The sequence below is a fragment of the Shewanella sp. GJ50-10 genome (genome assembly GCF_055808815.1).
In genome coordinates, this window is sequence record NZ_JBVVSS010000001.1 from 1,414,293 (window position 1) to 1,432,162 (window position 17,870).

Genomic DNA, 17,870 nt, shown 5'->3' on the forward strand with positions numbered 1-17,870 from the left:
GTTTCGAGATGGTAATACGGGTTTTGATTTCATTTAATCACCTTGAATGTTTAATTAGCTGGCTGACTTGCTATAGAGCTAGCCAAGATGTGAAACATGGCATTCTGTCATAGGTTAGGCTTTACACATTATGCCTTTTGAAGGCTGAACCTTAAATGAGTACCTAGCACTGTGGCTTGCTTGTGAACTTGGTCCATCCATTGCTCCATAATCCACAAACCACGACCGTTGGGTTTATCAATTTGCGGACATTTCTTAGGCGTTGATAATTCGACGAATTCAGTATTATCTAGAATATCAATGACAATATTGTCTTGATTATTTTGCAGCATAACGGTGAGTGTTTCAGCATTTTCTGGGCAATGCTGAACAACATTGTTTACTGACTCTAAAATACATAGCATTAGCTTAAATCGCTGTTGTGACTCGATATTATTAACGATCAAAAAAGCTTCTATGTCGTCGTATATCTGCTCAGGAGTCATGTCATCTATTGCGATATTTATTTGTAAACTGTTCATAATTATTCCTTAAAAGCCGTTAAAACAGATTTGAAATTTGTGGCTTTGGTGAGTACTAAATCTATCTGGTTACTTTATCCCGCTAATTAAGTCGGTGACATTAATAGTTTGTTTTTGAAGTTAAACCTCTTACTGACTATTTAAATGTATTTCTGATAGCACTTATGATGGCACTTCTTATCACTCTTCAAAATGGACAGAGGGTGCCGGTGCTGATGTAGTTGATTCATTGTTAGCCTGCTTGCTTTATTATTTATTCACGGTGGGCGTTATTTGTTCGCGATGGGCATTATTTACTCAGCGTGGATATTAAAGGCTCTATTTGTGAGTCTTCGTTCTCATGCATGGGCGCAGTAAACAATAACAGCGACATGTCGTCTTGAGGTTCATTCTGGTTCCATAAATTCAATACATAGGTTAAATGCTCAAGTAATTTATTGGCAGGCATGGCCTTTGCTTCTTGACAACGTTGTTTGAATCTTTCTAAGCCAAACATGCCATGTTGAGGATGATTTACTTCATAAACACCATCAGAAAATAACAGCAGTTGTTCGCCTGGGTATAGTTGGTATTCACCACTTTCATAGTGGCTATGTTTATCAATTCCAATCGGTAAACCTGATGGAACTTCAAGTGTTTGCACATCTAATTTAGAAATTAAAAGCGGCATAGGGTGGCCCGCATTACACATTTGGATTTGATGGGTTTTAGTATTAATTTTGCCAATAATGACGGTAGCGAATTGGCCAAGGTTGGCTGGGTCGTCGAAAAGGTTATTCAGTCGACTCATTAATACTTCAGGTGGAAGTTGCCAATCCATTCGCTGTGGCGACAAACCTTGGGCTAAGGTAAAACTCAGCATAGCAGAACGAGCACCATGACCTGATACATCAATCACGTAAAAACCAATCCAATCATCGGTAATTTTAAAACATTGAAATATGTCTCCAGCAAGTTCTGCTGCAGGTTCAAAGTAATGTTTAATATCCCAATTATCGAAAGATAAGTCTTCTTTGGGCAATAGTGATTGCTGTAATACAGCAGCTTGTTGTAACTCTGTTTGTTTATGATTGAGTAGAGTTTCAAGTTTTTTATTGCTATCCAGAATCAACTGCTTTGCTTGTATTAGCCTTACTGCGGCAAGAATTTTGACTTTAAGTACTGAGGCGAGAAATGGTTTTGTGATGTAATCATCCGCACCAGTTTCCATGGCATAAACCATATCTTGAGTTTTATCGTTACCCGTTAATAGTATGAAAAAGGCGGGATTATTGGATTCTTTTAAGCGTTTACAAAATTCTACTCCGCTCATATTTGGCATTCGCCAATCACTCACGATTAAGTCAAAACTATGTAATTTGCAGGTATCAAGGGCGGTGAGTCCGTCTTCACATTGAGTGATGACAAATTCGACATCTTCTGGTTGGAAGCTCTTGATAAGGCTAGCAATGTAATAACGCTCACTAAAAGTGTCTTCGACTAACAAAATAGACAATCTTTTTGCGGGAGCACTTGCAATTTGCATAGCTGTTTCCTAGAAATAAAGGGGTATAGTGTTTTAAAGCAATTAATGTTCCTAAAATTATTTATTGTTTATTATCATTGGTATAGATGTTATTTCGCAATGTGCGACATTGTGTATTTTCATTTTGCAAATTAACTTTTGCAAAATGCAACGAGGTGTTCCATAGTGAGTTGTGGTGTGCTAAATATTGCATATAGAATCAGTATTTACCCAACAATATGGATAGGTTTGCAAACTGCATTAGGAGAAGGAATTTGTCTTTTAGATTAAAAGCAATCATTGCAATTGGGTTAATGCAAGCGGCGTTACTCTTGATGCTAATTTATAACAGTTTGGGTGTCATTCAAGTTGCCAATCAGACAGAAATTCAACAGCAAGGCCACATCTCAGCCGTTCTGGTGGCGAATAGTGTTGATGTTAATAACCCACGTCAATCGATACTCCTTCTCAAACAATCCCTCGAAGATCACCAAATAAGTCATATCGAATCAGTTCAAGTATTCAAAGCTGATATACGACTGTATGCCGCTCAACGAAACAGCAAAGGTATTTTTGAACTACTTGATGCAGCAGTGTCAGTCCGTACTGAGGACCTAGTGCTAGTTGAGGCTGAATCGAATAATGACACAGGTATCGACATCAAATTAATGGTAAATACCCATGAGTTTGATACTAGCGTCGAAAATGTAGCGATAAAATACAGTGCGCTGATGTTACTGGTTATTATTTTGATCTCTATTTTGTCATGGTTTCAAGGCTTACAACTTATTAAGCACGTATTTAATATTCAACATGCTTCAAAGAGAGTGCTTGAAGGGGAAATGGGAGTGCAGGTTGATGAACCTGGTACTCAAGATATTACTGATACCACCAATGCATTTAATGAAATGCTAAAAACCGTTGATGCAGAGCGTCACGATTTAAAAGGCGCAAATGTGCGACTTAATACCATCCTCGATTCTGCCGTTGATGGTTTTGTCATAATCGATGTCAACGGTGTCATTAACGAAGTGAATAATGCGGTCAGCAAGCTATTTGGTTACCAAAAAGAAGAGTTAATTGATGAAAACGTATCAATCCTCATGCCAATGGCAGACCGTTTTATGCATGATGGTTATATTCAAGACTATTTGAACGGTGGAGACGCTAAAATTATTGGTTTTAGTCGTGGTCGTGAGCTTCAAGCGCAGCATAAAGAAGGTCACTTGTTTCCTATAGAACTTTCAATTTCTAAAATGGAGATTGATGGCCAAGTGTTGTTTTTAGGCTTTATTAAAGATGTTTCCGAGCTTAAAAATGAGCAAGCTTCAGCAGCAAGAACCCAATCTATTCACTTAGCCACATTAGAGGCGAGTCACGATGCGTTAATTACCATTAATGTTGCGGGACGTGTTGAAGAATTTAATGCTGCAGCGGTAAAACTATTTGGTTATGAGCGTGAAGAAGCCCTTGGAGAATTACTGGAAGATTTAATTATTCCTGATGGTTTTCACAAAGCGCATAAAAACGGCATGGACCATCACAGAAAGACCGGTGAAGGCCCTGTATTGAATAACCGAATAGAAGTTCCTGCACACAACAAAGCGGGTGATGAGTTTCCTGTTGAGTTAAGGGTTATTCCGATCCAGCTTGGCGATGAAATGTATTACACAGCTTTTTTACGTAATATTTCAGAGCAAAAGTCTAAAGAGGAAGAATTACGCCAAGCCAAAGAGCAGGCAGAAGAAGGCAGTAAAGCTAAATCGCGTTTCTTAGCCACCATGAGCCATGAAATTCGCTCGCCTCTTAACGCTGTTTTAGGTAGCGTCGACTTATTACTTGATTCAAGCCTTGAAAAAGGTCAGCGAATGTACGCTCGCACCGCAAAAGAAGCAGGATCGGTTTTATTAAGCACCATTAATGACATTCTCGACTTTTCAAAAATCGAAGCTGGTCAAATGGTGCTTGAGCCAAAAGAGTTCGAGCCTGATCAATTAGTAGCACAAGTGCTGCAGATTTTGTCTCATAAAGCTCATGATAAAGGCGTGCACTTAGCCAGTTATATTAACCGAAATGTACCGCAAATGCTGGTGGGTGATGCTCAGCGTATTAGGCAAGTGGTGCAAAACTTAGTGGATAATGCGATTAAATTTTCGACCAGTGGCTGTATATCCGTCGAAGTATGGATCCCTAATCGTGGCAATGACAAGGTAGAATTGTGTTGTCGTGTGACTGACCAAGGTATTGGGATTGGTGAAGCGTCACAGGAAAAGTTGTTCCGAGAGTTCTCTCAAGTACATGATACCCACACGACCAGTTATGCTGGGACGGGTTTAGGCTTGGCGATATGTTCTGAGCTTGCCAAAATGATGGGAGGCTCGATATCAGTATCGAGCAAACTAGGTGAGGGAAGTCAGTTCACTTTATCAGTGTTATTAGATGAATCTAGCCAAGCCACAAATCACAATGTGAGATTACCAGAGCATCCAAGAGTCTTATTACTGCACCCAGATGAAACCGTATGTAAGCTAATTAAGAAGCAATATAGTCAATATGGTGTTGAAACTAAATACGAACATCAGGTCAAAAGCGTATTCAACAGCACACGTGTTCGTGGCCGATTTGACTTGGTGATGATAGATGATGCTTGCTTAATCGCAGCTAAAGAAAAAGAGATTGGCTTGTTAAGAAGCGATTATTTGTTCGAGTCAGGATATATCTCGGCACTATCTTCAGGGGTTAATAATGAAGTTCAAAAAATTATCTCAACTTTGGCTATTGAAGAGTCAGTTAGCAAGCCTTTAAGTCGAGAAATGTTACTGAGCCTTATAAGTGGTGCAACTGCTGATAATACCCATGAAAAACCATTAGAAAAAATTGCAAGTTTACCGCAAGGGTGTCGTATTTTATTAGCAGAAGATAGCCCTGCAAACCAAATGGTTGCAGGCACTATGTTAACTAACGAAGGCGCCGTGATGACTTACGCCAATAATGGCGTAGAGGCAGTAGAGCTCGCACTTAACCATGATTTTGATTTAATCCTGATGGATATCAGAATGCCTGAGATGGATGGTCTTGAGGCGTGTCAGAAAATTTTGGCCCATAAACCAGACCAAATCATCCTAGCGATGACGGCAAACGTGTTTAGTGAAGAAATTGCGGCTTGTAAAGCAGTAGGAATGCTTGATTGTATCGGCAAACCAGTTAACAAACCTGATTTGATTTCAGGTGTCAGTCATTGGCTTGGGCAAGTGAAACAAGACTCTGCAATGGGTATGGGGATGCAATTAGTTCGCCCTGATGCTGATTCTCATGAAAGTTCTGTTGATGCCCCTAATACTGGCAAAAGCTCTGAAGCTACGGCAAGCGATGAAAGCACGATTTCAAATGACACTGATAATAAAACTAATATTAATACTGACATTAATTCTGACACAGCGAGTGAAACTAAAGACGCTTCGTTATTAAATCAGCAAGTGTTTGATGAATTACAACATGCGGTTGGTAAAGCCAGTTTAGCTAAAATGATGAATGTGTTTTATGGCGAAACTAAAATGCGGATCGATACCTTAAAAGAGCTGACGCCAGAAGGAAGCCGTGAAGAAATTGAAGATCAAGTTCATACCATAAAAAGCAGTGCCGGTAGCTTTGGTGCGCAAAAGCTATCAGAAGTGGCAACTGAGTTAGAAGCAGCTTCAAGAACAACAGACGAGCCATTATCGGCATTGTTTGAACAAATATTTACGGTTTCAGAGCAAAGCTTATTACAGATTAAGCAAAGGTTTGATATTGAATCTGATGATTAAATTAAATCACAGTAATTGAAGCCTGAGTAGTTCAATAAATAGCCGTTATGATTTGATTTATTGATACAAAAAATATTGAAACAAAAGACATTGAAATAAAAAGGAATTACCCATGGGATTTAGTGCCATTCTTGTAGAAGATAGCATGTCATTAGGCGCGTTATACAGTGAATATCTCTGCGCAGAAGGTGCAGAAGTCACCCATGTTAATTTTGGTGAAGATGCATTAAAAGAATTAGCGCTCAAGCAGCCTGACTTATTGGTCTTAGATATCAAATTGCCCGATATGTCAGGAATGGATATTTTGACGAAAGTGCAGAAAGAATACCCCAATATTACAGTCATTATGATCACAGCTCACGGCACCATTGATTTAGCTGTCGATGCTATGCGTGCAGGTGCATTTGATTTTTTGATTAAACCCTTTGACAGCAAAAGGCTGTCGATTACCGTCCGAAATGCACTAAAGCAACGTGATTTACTCGCGTTAGTTTCGAACTATGAAAACAGTTTACCTAAAACAAACTTTCATGGTTTTATTGGTGACTCACTGGCAATGCAAACGGTTTATAACACCATTGATTGTGTCGCGAACAGTAAGGCATCTGTATTTGTCGTAGGGGAAAGTGGCACAGGTAAAGAGGTATGTGCCCAAGCGATTCATGAAGCAGGTATTCGCGCACAGGAACCATTTATAGCGTTAAATTGTGCATCGATTCCTAAAGACTTGATTGAGAGTGAAATATTCGGCCACACTAAAGGGGCGTTCACCGGCGCAGTTAGTAACCGTGACGGCGCTGCCACTCGAGCTGATGGTGGTACGTTATTTCTTGATGAATTATGTGAGATGGATTTAGAACTTCAAAGCAAGCTACTGCGCTTTATTCAAACTGGTGTTTTTCAGCGAGTGGGTGGCAGTAAAGAAGAAAAAGTCGATGTACGTTTTATTAGTGCAACCAACAGAGACCCTTGGAAAGAAGTACAAGATGGTCGATTCAGAGAAGATTTATATTATCGCCTCCATGTTATTCCCATTGAATTACCGCCATTAAGGCAACGTGGTAAAGACGTTATTTCTATTGCGAAAAAGTTGCTTAAACAGTACAGCAAAGAAGAGGGTAAGACCTTTAAGCGTTTTAGTTCAGAAGTTGAACGTTGCTTCACTCAATACTCTTGGCCAGGTAATGTACGGCAGCTGCAAAATGTCATACGACAAGTTGTAGTACTCAATATTGCTGATGAAGTGAGTGTATCTATGCTTCCAGCTCAAGTCACAGCGGCGTTAACCCTAGCTAAAACGGAAGCTGTACCAGCGAATAAAATTGCCACAGTCACTGAGATTAATGCGAAACCGCAACCTCAATTAGAGTCACACTCACATTTGGGCGAACATCCACAGGTAATTACTTCACACGCTGATTTAAGCAGTTCTAGTGCTTCGTCAGCACTGGCAGAATCGGTTGTGAGTGCAGTGGCATCAGAAGATGATATTCAGCCGCTTTGGCTTACAGAGAAATACACCATTGAAACCGCGATTACGCAATGTGATGGTAATATTCCTAAAGCCGCCGCTTTACTAGATGTCAGCCCTTCAACAATTTATCGTAAGAAGCAACAATGGGAAGATAAAGGTTTGTAGTAGTTTTAAAATTTAAAGCAAAAAGCCCATCAAATTTGATGGGCTTTTTAATTAATTACCTTTTTACTTTCAAGGTAGGTTCTTATTTAAGTTAACTTAAAAATCACGTTCCCAACCTGCATAGAAGGTGGTTTCCCAGTCGCTACTGGTGTCGATTTCTGGGTATTCGCTATAACCGACGGTACCACCAAGTTTGAGCTTACCGTCATAGAATGGGCGGTGATAGCTAGCATCTAATTGGTACAGGCGTTCATAACGACCTGGAGAAACAGGATTTCCTCCACTAGGATTACCAGTATCTACACCATCAAAGTTTAATTTGGCATAACGTAACTTAGTACTTAGACTCTGTCCGTGTTCTAATTGAGTTATACCGCCTAAGACTACCACTCTAGAATCATTATCATAGGTACTGCCTAAACTTCTGCCGTAATAGCGGTAACCATCTTGGTAAAACCCATGCTCATACATACAGTTATAAACATCTGACTCTACACCACATGATGCCGCTGTATCAGAATACTCAGCAAAGAAACGTGTGCTTAATTCAGCAATGTAAATGTCAACACCGCCCATATTAGAAGCGTTAATTAATCTGTTTTTGCCGTTGTGGTAATCTTCATGAATACGCTCATAATAAATACCATAAGGTACGCCCCAGGCAGTATCTGACCATCTGAAATCATAGCCAGCGAGCATGTTTTCTTGACCGTTGACTTCATCGCCTTCATATACACCGCCATTGGTTAGTCCATCCCACCAGTCTGATAAGCTGTTTCCGTAACCTTCACCGCCCCACTGCATGGTCCATGAAAAGCCAACTTCTAATTTTGAAATAGGTTTAATTGTACCGCGAGCGCCCCAATGCTGGGTATCAGGTACATAGCGGTCACTTTCCATTTGGCTAAAGCTAGTGGTAAATGTCCAAGGGCCAATCCAGTTAAGCCATGGCGTTTCAAAGGCGTTACTGTTGTTACGTGATAAAGTCACCCCAGGCATTGGGCGAGCATTAGTGGTTTGAATTAAGCCTGAATCCCAACCTGGTCCCCAGTACTTTTGTACAGCGCCGCCAGTGAGTATCCAGTTGCCAAGTTTTACGGCTGCAAAACTGTTATCAAGGCGGGACTCATTACCATCAATCGCATCGTAATGATAACTGGCAGCGAGTCGTCCACTGAACCAATCTTGGGTGACCTCTGCGGTAAATTCGACTTCTGCTTTATCGCGGTAATCATTACCATAGCCGATAAAGCGGGCTTGTTCGTTGGCGCCTGAAAGGCTAGCACCTAAATTAACGGCCTGGTGATCTTTATTGTAGGCACGCATCACGCGATGAAAAGCATCTTTTTGATGCACAGTCATTGGGCTTTCAGCTGCATTATCAAGATCTGATTTTATTCCTGACCACATTAATGGGAAAGTAGTCACAGGTTGGAGAATAATACCTGTATCGGCTAAAAGTTGAATGTCGGCGCGAAGTGGTAAGTCGGTAGGTTCAATCCACCAAGCCGCTTGTGTTGAAAAGCTGCTCAGTAATGCTATCCCTGCTAGTATTTTTAACTTCATTTTGTTCTCAATTAGATGAATATAATGCATCAAATAAAAAATAGGCTGTTATCGCTAATGATAACAGCCTATTGAGTATGGGGTTAATACTGAAGTTGAATTTTTACTGCTTGTTACATATGAGTATCGAAATCAGATACTATAATTAATAAGAATGTTATCAATTAACAGCTTAAACGTTTTCATTAATACTTTGCGTCGTTTCCATATAAGTATTCAACATATCTTGTTGGTTGTTCATGTTAGCAGCCTGAACGGTTGCCGCTCTTGCATCATCGTTATTTTTGACCATATAGGCTGAAGTTGCGCTCATTGAGCCATCACTGCCGTTAGCAACGCCCGCTAAGTCAGAATAGAACTGATATTGTGCTTGGGCTTTTTTGTAATGAACATAATTCTCCACTTTTTCGCCATCATTAGGGAGTGTTGGCTGAGTTTCTGGCTCAGAGTGTGTTTTAGCAGCTTCAGACATTGATATCGCTCTAGCACTTAAGCTAACGGTATCTGATTGAGGGCTCGCTTGGTTTAGAGTGGAAGGCGCTGTAGTTTGGGCAACAGCACTGTCAGTATCAACAGTACTAACAGTATTGGTTTGATAACTATTGACTGAAGATTGAACCTGCATATTGAACTCCTAAACTAAAAGTAATATTTATAACAACTCACCTAGATTGACTGTAGATGCGAATTCTAGAGGTTAATTGTAACCATAGCTCTCTACACTATTAGCTGCTTTCATAATTTATCTGATTAAGATCTGAGTCTCGAAATTGAATAATAGCTTAATTAAGCTTAACTGCTATTGAACCAATTCGTTATAAGCCATTTTGTGCTTTTACGGTGAAGGTATAAAACTCTCCAACTAAATGAGCTATATCAATTAGAAACTACACCTTGAACATTTACCAAAAACCTTATGAAAACATCAGTTATTATAATGTTTACATTCAATGTGCGTTATTGGTTTATTTTTCTACAGTGTAACGAATACGAATTACGCAACATTTGTGTGTTGTAGGTTATATCTTTAGCTGTTTTATATTAACAATTGATCTTTGGTTTAACATGCTAGAGATTAATTATGATCTTGAGCTAAGGTTTATTGTTTTAGAGGAAATGTATAACTTATTGTTTTAGAGGAAATGTATAACTTATTGATAGAGTCTTTTGTTTGGGGGAATTTAAATATTCACAGCGATTAACACACCTGCGATGAGCATGATACTTCCTGCAACTCGATTTATAACCCTATTTGCTTTTGCTGAACTGAATATTTTTTTAGCTTTTACTGCCATCAATGCGTAACACAAGTTGATACTGCCAAATGCAAGGGTTGCAATCCCCATGACGATAGCAGCATCATTAAAGCCAATCTTGTCAGAAGGAACAAATGCAGGGAAAAAACCAATGTAAAAGATGATTGCTTTTGGGTTACTCAAGCCAACCATCAAGCCTGTCACAGTATTCTTTATTCCGTTTGAATAACTTCCGTCAGTGATTTCGGCGATTTCTGCAGTTTGTGTTTTGCTAGCAATGAGCTGATACCCTAACCAGCAAAGGTAAGCGGCACTTAAGTACTTTATCACCACGAATGCAGTTCCCATTACGCTTGCTAATGCGGTTAGGCCAAATAGGGCAATATAAATAAATAGGTAATCTGCCATTAAAACCCCGACAAATAATTGCATTGCAGGCACTAAACCGTGAGAAAAGGAGCGTGAAATAATTGCAAAGACTACTGGGCCAGGAACCACTGCGAGCACTAGCATGGTAAATAAAAGGCTGAGTGATTGCTGTAGTTCCATTATAATTGTGCTTCCTGTGATATGAGTTGCTGAGCTTATCTTAATTAAATACAAAAACGCAATGTCCTCTTAATGCGTAATACAGAGTTAAAAATCCTTTTATAATGAAAATCATATTGCTCACCCATCAAAAAGAAACGACTAGGCCGACGAATACTGGTCGTTGGGTAAAACAGGTTATGGATGACAACGCGTTAGTTATCGAATGGGATAGGGTAAACCCAAATCTTGATCTGATTAGATTAATAAATGAGGCTAAAGTAGGTTTATTATTTCCTGACATGACGCAGCAAAACTCTTCAACTATTTCTGCCGTTCATTCTTCTGTGATTTCTTCAGTTCTTACAGATGTTAATACTGAAGATCCAGTATCCCGTTCTTTATCAGATTATGATGCATTAATTATTATTGACTCCACATGGCAAGAAGCCCGCAAAATATATAATCGCAGCCCCTATTTAAAGGAACTCAAAAAAGTGTCATTTGATAGTTCTGTTGGATCTATCTATGAACTAAGAAGGAATCAGGTAAAAGGCGGGTTGTGCACTGCAGAGTGCGCAGCGCATATATTATTTCAAGTCGGGCTGTCACAGGATGCTGAACAGATCATGACATTACTAAAGCAGCAAATAGATGATAAATCTAAGTTTTAAACGTGTTTAGTTAATTACAGATGCAGTTGCGAGGAGGTAACCTATCTCCTCGCATTTTTAACTTCTTACTGCTGATAGTTAAAACTTTTTTGCAATCGAATGTCTTCGACTGATGAACCAAGCATAACCTTAAACTCACCAGATTCGGCTAACCAGTCATTGGTTTTAACATCCCAAAATGATAAGTCACGCTTATTAAGGGTAAAGCTTACTTTGCCTGTTTGGCCTGCTTTAAGCCAAATTTTATCAAAACCTTTTAGCTCTTTAAGCGGGCGAGGTACACTTGATTTAACATCATAAAGATAAAGCTGCACAACTTCAGCGCCTTCGGTTTTACTGGTGTTGGTGATACTGGCTGTAACAGTTAATGTGTCATCTCCGCTTAGCTTGCTACTTGAGAATTTAATGTTGTCATAGCTAAATTCACTGTAAGACAAGCCATGGCCAAACGGGAATTCAGGCTCAATTTTTTGTTGCTCAAACCAGCGATAACCAATAAATACACCTTCAGAATATAACGACTCTTTTTCGTTATAGTCATTTAAAGCGATTGGCGCAGTATCTTGGAGTTTTATAGGTAAAGTGATCGGCAATTTACCGCTTGGGTTAACGTCGCCAAATAAGACATCGCTATAAGCATGGCCAGCTTCCATACCACCATACCAGCCCCAAGCAATGGCATTCGCTTTTTTAGCCCAAGGCATTTCAACGGCAGAGCCGCCAATCATGAATATCACGGTGTTAGGGTTAACAGCTAATAGTTTGCTAATGATTTCATCTTGCTGGCCAGGTAACTTCATATCTGGCCTATCAATGGATTCACGGTCATCAGCATGGCTCAAACCACCGTAATAAATAACTGCATCAGCACTTTTGGCAGCACTTAAATACTCTGATTCTGAGTTATACAAGCTATTGGGTGTTTCCCAGCCTAATGTGACGTGTTTCTTACCTTGGTAGACTAATTTAAAGGCGTAAGTTTCACCGGCTTTAAGTTCAATATCTTCATTAATCACATTGGTTTGTTGAGCGTTTTGACTAAATAGTTGTTTATCATTAATCAGCAGAGAAACCTTACCATCACCTAGGGCTTTTAATGTGTGTTTACCTGATTCCATCGGTTTGATATTTGCGAGTATTTCAACGTTTTGTTGCTGACCTTTGGCGTCAAACTGCGGGTCTGCTATCCAAGATTCGCTGGTTAATTGTTTAAGTTGATTATCTGCATAATAATTAATTTGCCAAGAAGGGGTACCAGTCCAGTGACGTGTGGTTAAGTAGTCATTAGGAATAGGCATAAATTCACTACTTGCTGGGCGCATATGCTGAATATTGACCTTGTTACCAGCTTGCTCAAACTTGGCTTTTAGGCCATCAAGTGGGCTGATTTCGTATAAGGCTTTTACCTCTGATGAGCCACCACCAAAACCGTGTCGTTTATCTGCGTTAGGCCCTAATACTAAGATGTTTTTGACCTTATTCGCATCAAGGGGTAATACTTGTTTATTGTTCTTTAATAGCACCACACCATTGGACGCAATAGTGCGGGCATCGTCACGGTGGGCTTGGGTATTACGCTCACCTGATAAACGTTGTTTATCCATCATACCTATGCTTAATTGCACTCTAAGAATACGACGAACTTTATCGTCAAGTTCAGATTCAGGCACTTTACCGGCTTTTATCATTGTTAATAGTGGATCTGCTAAAAAGTATTCATCATAACTTTCGACAGCGGTGCCCATTTCAATATCTAGGCCGTTCATGGCGGCGTCATAGGTATTGATATCGACATTCCAGTCAGTAAGGAGCACACCTTCGTAAGCCCATTCACCTTTTAAAATGGTTTTAATAAGGTGATGACTTTGGTTAGCATTGGTGCCGCGAAACTCATTATATGCGCCCATGATGGCATGCACATTGGCTTCTTTTACAGCAGCTTCGAATGCGGGTAAATAGACCTCACGCAGAGTGCGCTCATCGGGTTTTGCATTCACACCTGTACGGTTTAATTCTTGGGTATTAAGAGCATAATGCTTAACCGTTGCTCCTACGTCATTAGCTTGAATTGCCTTAACTGTGGGAACGACCAAAGCCGCTGCTAAATAAGGGTCTTCGCCCATGTATTCGAAATTACGACCGTAAAGCGGCAATCTTGCAAGGTTAACCCCTGGACCTAAAATGAGGTCTTTATTACGGTGGCGCGCCTCAGCGCCAAGAACATTACCATGAAGGCTTGCCATTTTAGGATCCCAACTTGCAGCTACGGCCGTGAGTGGCGGTAGGTAAGTTGAATAGTCATTGGTCCAGCCAGCAGGTGCCCATGAGTTTCTGTCAATTTCGTAACGTACACCGTGGGGACCGTCAGACATCCACATTTCATGGATATTTAATCGCTCAATTGCAGGGATATGAAACTTACCGCCAGCATGCACCAGTGATACTTTCTCTTCTAAAGTGAGCAGTGGCAGTAAACGTTCAATTTCAGGTTCAACCTTAGATAAACGGCCTTGTAAGCGTTGTTCTTCGCTATTGCTAAGAACAGAAAGGGCATGTGATTGACTTATTTCACTTTCTGAAGTTGCTGCAATAGTTGCACTTGTACTAAGCAAAAGCATTGAAGCTGAAATGGGCAATGAAATCGACAATGTTCTAAGTATACGATTATTGGGAATATTTGTATTTAATACACTGTTTGTAAGCGCTTTCATTTTTGGCCGTTTTTTGGCTTTCATCTCAGGCTCCTTGCTGATTAGTCATTAGTAAATGATTAAATGTTGGTTTAAAGGTCTGTTTATGCTTATAGGGATAATGTAATTATTGGTGGCGTTTCATTTTCGCGACAGCTACCAGTAACACTCGATAGAACGAACTTTTAGCTAACATTGATAAATATATTGGCCGTTAAGCGGCCCGTTTGGGGATTACTGTCAATATCAGTTTGGTGATTAACCAAGGTGGAATGTAATAAATTCCCAGGGTATATGACCAAGCGGTGCTGCTTATACTCTATATGATGGTGCTGCTGATAATGCTCGTTACTTTCAACAAAATATTGAGCTGGAAAGGGCGCTAATTCTTGTAAGTAGGGCTCGGCTGCTCTGAAGTATTTGTCCATGTTCGATTGGGTGATACGCTCATAACCCGTGGGTTGGTGCTTAAAAAATGCAGTGGCACCATGGGGACTATCATTGAGGTATTGCAGTACAGCAAAGTAATAAGGAGCTGGTGTGTCAAAGTGTGGAATACGCTGCAAAGTGGTCAAGCTTTCAGGCTGTCGATTGATTAAGGAGAAATAAGTTGCTTGGGGTTTGATGCGCAAATTGGTCGGGATCTTGTAAACATCATAAATTAACTGAAATACATGGTTCAGAACTTCGATGACGTAATCTTTTGGTAGCTTAGCTCTAACTCCTGGGTAGTAAGAGCCTTTATCTAAATCAAAGTCGACTTGGTTAGCACAGTTTTGTAGTTCCGAGATATCAGCAGTAAAGTCATCGATGACAATCACAGGTGTACGCAGTTCACCGATATAATGGATCTCAGGCTTAATTGGCTTATTCACCAATATCAGCGGATTAAGATCGGTCATTTCCTGTGCTCGTTTACGCTGTGTATTTTGATCTGTCATATACAACCTTACTGACTCGCTATTTAAATAACACTACCATTGGATTTATAACATTTTTGACTTGCAATAATTCTGCACAAAATCGTAATGATCAGGTAAGTTAGCCACTTTTTGCTTTGCTTTTAACTTGATATTACCTAAGAAATGTTCAAGTTCTTCATCTTCCATCATATCGACAATAGGGTGATACTGCTTTGGTGCGAGCCCTTGACCCATCATCACCTGTATCCATGAACTTTCGCCAAATAACTCATTGCCGTGCTTATAAACTTTGCCAGAGGCATCAAACATATCGATACGATGCTGCAGCGATGCTGGCACACTCATGTTTTTACAGTAGCGCCAAAAGCGAGTATCAGTGCGGTCAGTGACTTTATAATGCAACACAATAAAATCGCGGATATTTTCAGTTTCAGTGCGGGTTTGTTCGTTAAATTCATTGATGTCTTCTTCAACAATACCTTGTGAAGGGAACATCTGGAGTAGGCGAACAATACCACGTTGAATAAGGTGGATGCTGGTGGACTCTAATGGCTCTAAAAAGCCTGATGATAGGCCTATTGCGACACAGTTTTTATGCCATGTTTTACGGCGGCTACCAGTGCGGAATTTGATCACTCGAGGATCGGTTAGCGGCTCACCTTCAATGTTGTTCATTAAGGTGGCTTTGGCATCTTCATCACTCATGTATTTACTGCAAAAAACGATACCATTGCCGGTACGACTTTGCAGCGGAATACGCCACTGCCAACCTGAATCTCGAGCGATTGAGCGAGTATAAGGGATCGGTTTTTCGGTGGTTTTAGTTTGCACTGCAATTGCGCTATCACACGGCAACCAATGACTCCAATCATCAAAACCTGTATTGAGTGTACCTTCGATAAGCATGGCTCTAAAACCCGTGCAATCTAAGAATAAATCACCTTCAATTAGCTCACCTGACATCAGCTTTAAACCACTGATATTGCCCGTGTCCTCGTGCTGCAACACATCTGAAATCTTGCCTTCAATTCGGGTGATGCCGTGCTTTTCAGCGATGACCCGTAAAAACTTGGCATAAAGCGTCGCATCCATATGATAAGCATGGTTGTAATCTTGATTTGGCAGTACAGCAAAACGGCCTTCACGGGCTGCTAAATGTTCGGTGCAGTAATCGCCAATTTCACTAACGATACCGCGCTGTTGGCCTTTAAGCCAAAAGTGCTGGAAACCACAAGCCCAGCAGTCTTTACCCAAAAAACCAAAGGAGTGAATATAGTCTTTGCCTACATCATGCCAATTTTCAAATGAAATCCCGAGCTTGAATGTGGCATTAGTCGCTGCCATGACATCTTGCTCTTTAATGCCCAGTAAGCGATGAAAAATATGTAATGTGGGAATCGTCGCTTCGCCAACACCGACTGTACCAATTTCGTCAGATTCAACGAGTACCACTTCTAAATTTTTACCTAATAACTTTGTTAATGCAGCGGCCGCCATCCAACCTGCAGTTCCACCACCGGCGATAACCACTTTTTTAATCGGCTTGTTGCCAGTGTTAGCTTTACTGTTTTCATTGCTGGAGTGTTGCTTTTGCATAACAGGGTTTCCTTAGGGCTAAGTCACTAAATAGTGATTTACTCTTTATTATTCATTTCCAAAATTATCAATGAGCACTCTATTAATCAGTTATCTGTTTAGTTGTGCTCATACACGATTATCGTTTTAGTTTATTAATCAAATCAGCTCTTAATTTTCTAGCATTTAATTCATCAAGTGGCTTGGTTTGCATCCCTTGGGCACCTTCGGGGATGTGACTGATATCATCGTCATCATGATCAAAAACATAATGTTCAAACATGGCTTTCCAAGCTTGTCTTTGCGCTTTAGGCAGTGAGCGAAGGCTTAACATCGCCATAGCGAGGGCGTTATTGGGTCTTCCAAGGTAGGCAGGGGTATCGCGCCACCAGTGGGTAATCAATACGTTAAATGACTCAATGCCACTCACTTGGTGCCACCACATACTAGGCACATAAAGCACATCACCGGCTTCAAGTTCTGCGGTTTTTGCTGCTGCTAAGGCCTGCTTATATTTAGGATATTTTTCAAAGTCTGGATTATCAAAATCAACCATACTGATTTCTTGACCACCGGGAGCAAACTCCATAGGGCCGATATACAAATTACTCACTTGCTCAGGTGGGAAAAGGGTAAAGGTACGTTTGCCAACGACGTTACAAGCGAGGTTTTGCGGAAAATCAAAATGGGCTGCGATTCTTGATTGATTGCCTAACCAGACACTGGTTAAAGGTCTAATAGGCTCAATTTTTAAACTATTCTCATCAGCTAACCCCGGCAGGAACTGATTAATTTCAGTAGAGCCCATATAAATGCTTGGTGGCAATTCGTCATCTTTATGGGCGAACAGCTTATCAATTACTTGATTTAAATTAAGCTGAGCAGCTTGATAGTTAAAGCCATTAACCTGCTCATTATAAAACACGCGGCCTTTATGTTTGGGCTCAACATAATAAGCCGTTACAGGGGTATCTTTATAAAAACTAAGCAAGTAGTCAGCTGCTGATTTTGCAGAATCTAATCCTGCTTGCACAATTGGCCATGCCAGACAAGCGCCTTTAAAAATGACTGGCTCATCTGTTTGAGCCATCATTAATGCGATATCAGATAATGGACAATTTTCAATTACCTTTACTGTCTGACTATGTTCCATCTGCAACAACCTTGTTTACCTAGTTACGGCTAATG

General features: G+C 40.3%; 12 protein-coding genes. 3 read left to right on the plus strand and 9 right to left on the minus strand.

Features of this window, described 5'->3' with window-relative positions:
* Positions 1–128: 128 nt before the first annotated feature.
* Both AC0L4E_RS05920 and AC0L4E_RS05925 read right to left on the minus strand, forming a co-directional pair.
* On the minus strand, positions 129–521 hold the full coding sequence (locus AC0L4E_RS05920) for an ATP-binding protein (RefSeq protein ID WP_473678411.1): 393 nt from the start codon (positions 519–521) through the stop codon (positions 129–131).
* 289 nt (positions 522–810) lie between these two features.
* Complete coding sequence (locus AC0L4E_RS05925; protein WP_473678412.1) at positions 811–2,046, minus strand: SpoIIE family protein phosphatase; 1,236 nt, start codon at positions 2,044–2,046, stop codon at positions 811–813.
* Between the two features lie 254 nt (positions 2,047–2,300).
* Between AC0L4E_RS05925 and AC0L4E_RS05930 the strand changes: the two genes are divergently transcribed.
* A complete protein-coding gene (locus AC0L4E_RS05930; RefSeq protein ID WP_473678413.1) occupies positions 2,301–5,831 on the plus strand; it encodes a hybrid sensor histidine kinase/response regulator in 3,531 nt (1,176 codons plus the stop codon).
* Between the two features lie 112 nt (positions 5,832–5,943).
* Entirely contained in the window at positions 5,944–7,470 is a 1,527-nt protein-coding gene (locus AC0L4E_RS05935) for a sigma-54-dependent transcriptional regulator (protein ID WP_473678414.1), read from the plus strand.
* 96 nt (positions 7,471–7,566) lie between these two features.
* Here AC0L4E_RS05935 and AC0L4E_RS05940 read toward each other — a convergent pair whose 3' ends face one another.
* From AC0L4E_RS05940 to AC0L4E_RS05950, 3 genes are all read right to left on the minus strand, one after another.
* On the minus strand, positions 7,567–9,036 hold the full coding sequence (locus tag AC0L4E_RS05940) for a capsule assembly Wzi family protein (RefSeq protein ID WP_473678415.1): 1,470 nt from the start codon (positions 9,034–9,036) through the stop codon (positions 7,567–7,569).
* Positions 9,037–9,208: 172 nt separating this feature from the next.
* The gene (locus AC0L4E_RS05945) at positions 9,209–9,661 is read right to left on the minus strand and encodes a hypothetical protein (RefSeq protein WP_473678416.1); all 453 of its coding nucleotides are present in this window, start codon (positions 9,659–9,661) and stop codon (positions 9,209–9,211) included.
* 556 nt (positions 9,662–10,217) lie between these two features.
* The gene (locus tag AC0L4E_RS05950) at positions 10,218–10,841 is read right to left on the minus strand and encodes a LysE family translocator (RefSeq protein ID WP_473678417.1); all 624 of its coding nucleotides are present in this window, start codon (positions 10,839–10,841) and stop codon (positions 10,218–10,220) included.
* A 116-nt stretch (positions 10,842–10,957) separates the two neighbouring features.
* Between AC0L4E_RS05950 and AC0L4E_RS05955 the strand changes: the two genes are divergently transcribed.
* A complete protein-coding gene (locus AC0L4E_RS05955) occupies positions 10,958–11,494 on the plus strand; it encodes a tRNA-uridine aminocarboxypropyltransferase (protein ID WP_473678418.1) in 537 nt (178 codons plus the stop codon).
* Positions 11,495–11,559: 65 nt separating this feature from the next.
* Here the strand turns inward: AC0L4E_RS05955 and AC0L4E_RS05960 are convergent, their stop codons facing one another.
* The 4 genes from AC0L4E_RS05960 to AC0L4E_RS05975 form a co-directional block, all read right to left on the minus strand.
* Complete coding sequence (locus AC0L4E_RS05960) at positions 11,560–14,229, minus strand: beta-glucosidase (protein WP_473678419.1); 2,670 nt, start codon at positions 14,227–14,229, stop codon at positions 11,560–11,562.
* Between the two features lie 140 nt (positions 14,230–14,369).
* Complete coding sequence (locus AC0L4E_RS05965; protein WP_473678420.1) at positions 14,370–15,125, minus strand: DUF6445 family protein; 756 nt, start codon at positions 15,123–15,125, stop codon at positions 14,370–14,372.
* Positions 15,126–15,170: 45 nt separating this feature from the next.
* Positions 15,171–16,703 carry a tryptophan halogenase family protein gene (locus AC0L4E_RS05970; RefSeq protein WP_473678421.1) on the minus strand — a complete coding sequence of 511 codons (1,533 nt, stop codon included), beginning with the start codon at positions 16,701–16,703 and terminating at the stop codon, positions 15,171–15,173.
* Between the two features lie 118 nt (positions 16,704–16,821).
* A complete protein-coding gene (locus tag AC0L4E_RS05975; protein ID WP_473678422.1) occupies positions 16,822–17,835 on the minus strand; it encodes a cupin-like domain-containing protein in 1,014 nt (337 codons plus the stop codon).
* Positions 17,836–17,870 lie beyond the last annotated feature (35 nt).

What these genes read in the sequence shown, in the direction of transcription:
- AC0L4E_RS05920 (WP_473678411.1), bottom strand. Translation starts at nt 521, where the DNA reads ATGAACAGTTTACAAATAAATATCGCAATAGATGACATGACTCCTGAG.
- AC0L4E_RS05925 (WP_473678412.1), bottom strand. Translation starts at nt 2,046, where the DNA reads ATGCAAATTGCAAGTGCTCCCGCAAAAAGATTGTCTATTTTGTTAGTC.
- AC0L4E_RS05935 (WP_473678414.1), top strand. Translation starts at nt 5,944, where the DNA reads ATGGGATTTAGTGCCATTCTTGTAGAAGATAGCATGTCATTAGGCGCG.
- AC0L4E_RS05940 (WP_473678415.1), bottom strand. Translation starts at nt 9,036, where the DNA reads ATGAAGTTAAAAATACTAGCAGGGATAGCATTACTGAGCAGCTTTTCA.
- AC0L4E_RS05945 (WP_473678416.1), bottom strand. Translation starts at nt 9,661, where the DNA reads ATGCAGGTTCAATCTTCAGTCAATAGTTATCAAACCAATACTGTTAGT.
- AC0L4E_RS05950 (WP_473678417.1), bottom strand. Translation starts at nt 10,841, where the DNA reads ATGGAACTACAGCAATCACTCAGCCTTTTATTTACCATGCTAGTGCTC.
- AC0L4E_RS05960 (WP_473678419.1), bottom strand. Translation starts at nt 14,229, where the DNA reads ATGAAAGCCAAAAAACGGCCAAAAATGAAAGCGCTTACAAACAGTGTA.
- AC0L4E_RS05965 (WP_473678420.1), bottom strand. Translation starts at nt 15,125, where the DNA reads ATGACAGATCAAAATACACAGCGTAAACGAGCACAGGAAATGACCGAT.
- AC0L4E_RS05970 (WP_473678421.1), bottom strand. Translation starts at nt 16,703, where the DNA reads ATGCAAAAGCAACACTCCAGCAATGAAAACAGTAAAGCTAACACTGGC.
- AC0L4E_RS05975 (WP_473678422.1), bottom strand. Translation starts at nt 17,835, where the DNA reads ATGGAACATAGTCAGACAGTAAAGGTAATTGAAAATTGTCCATTATCT.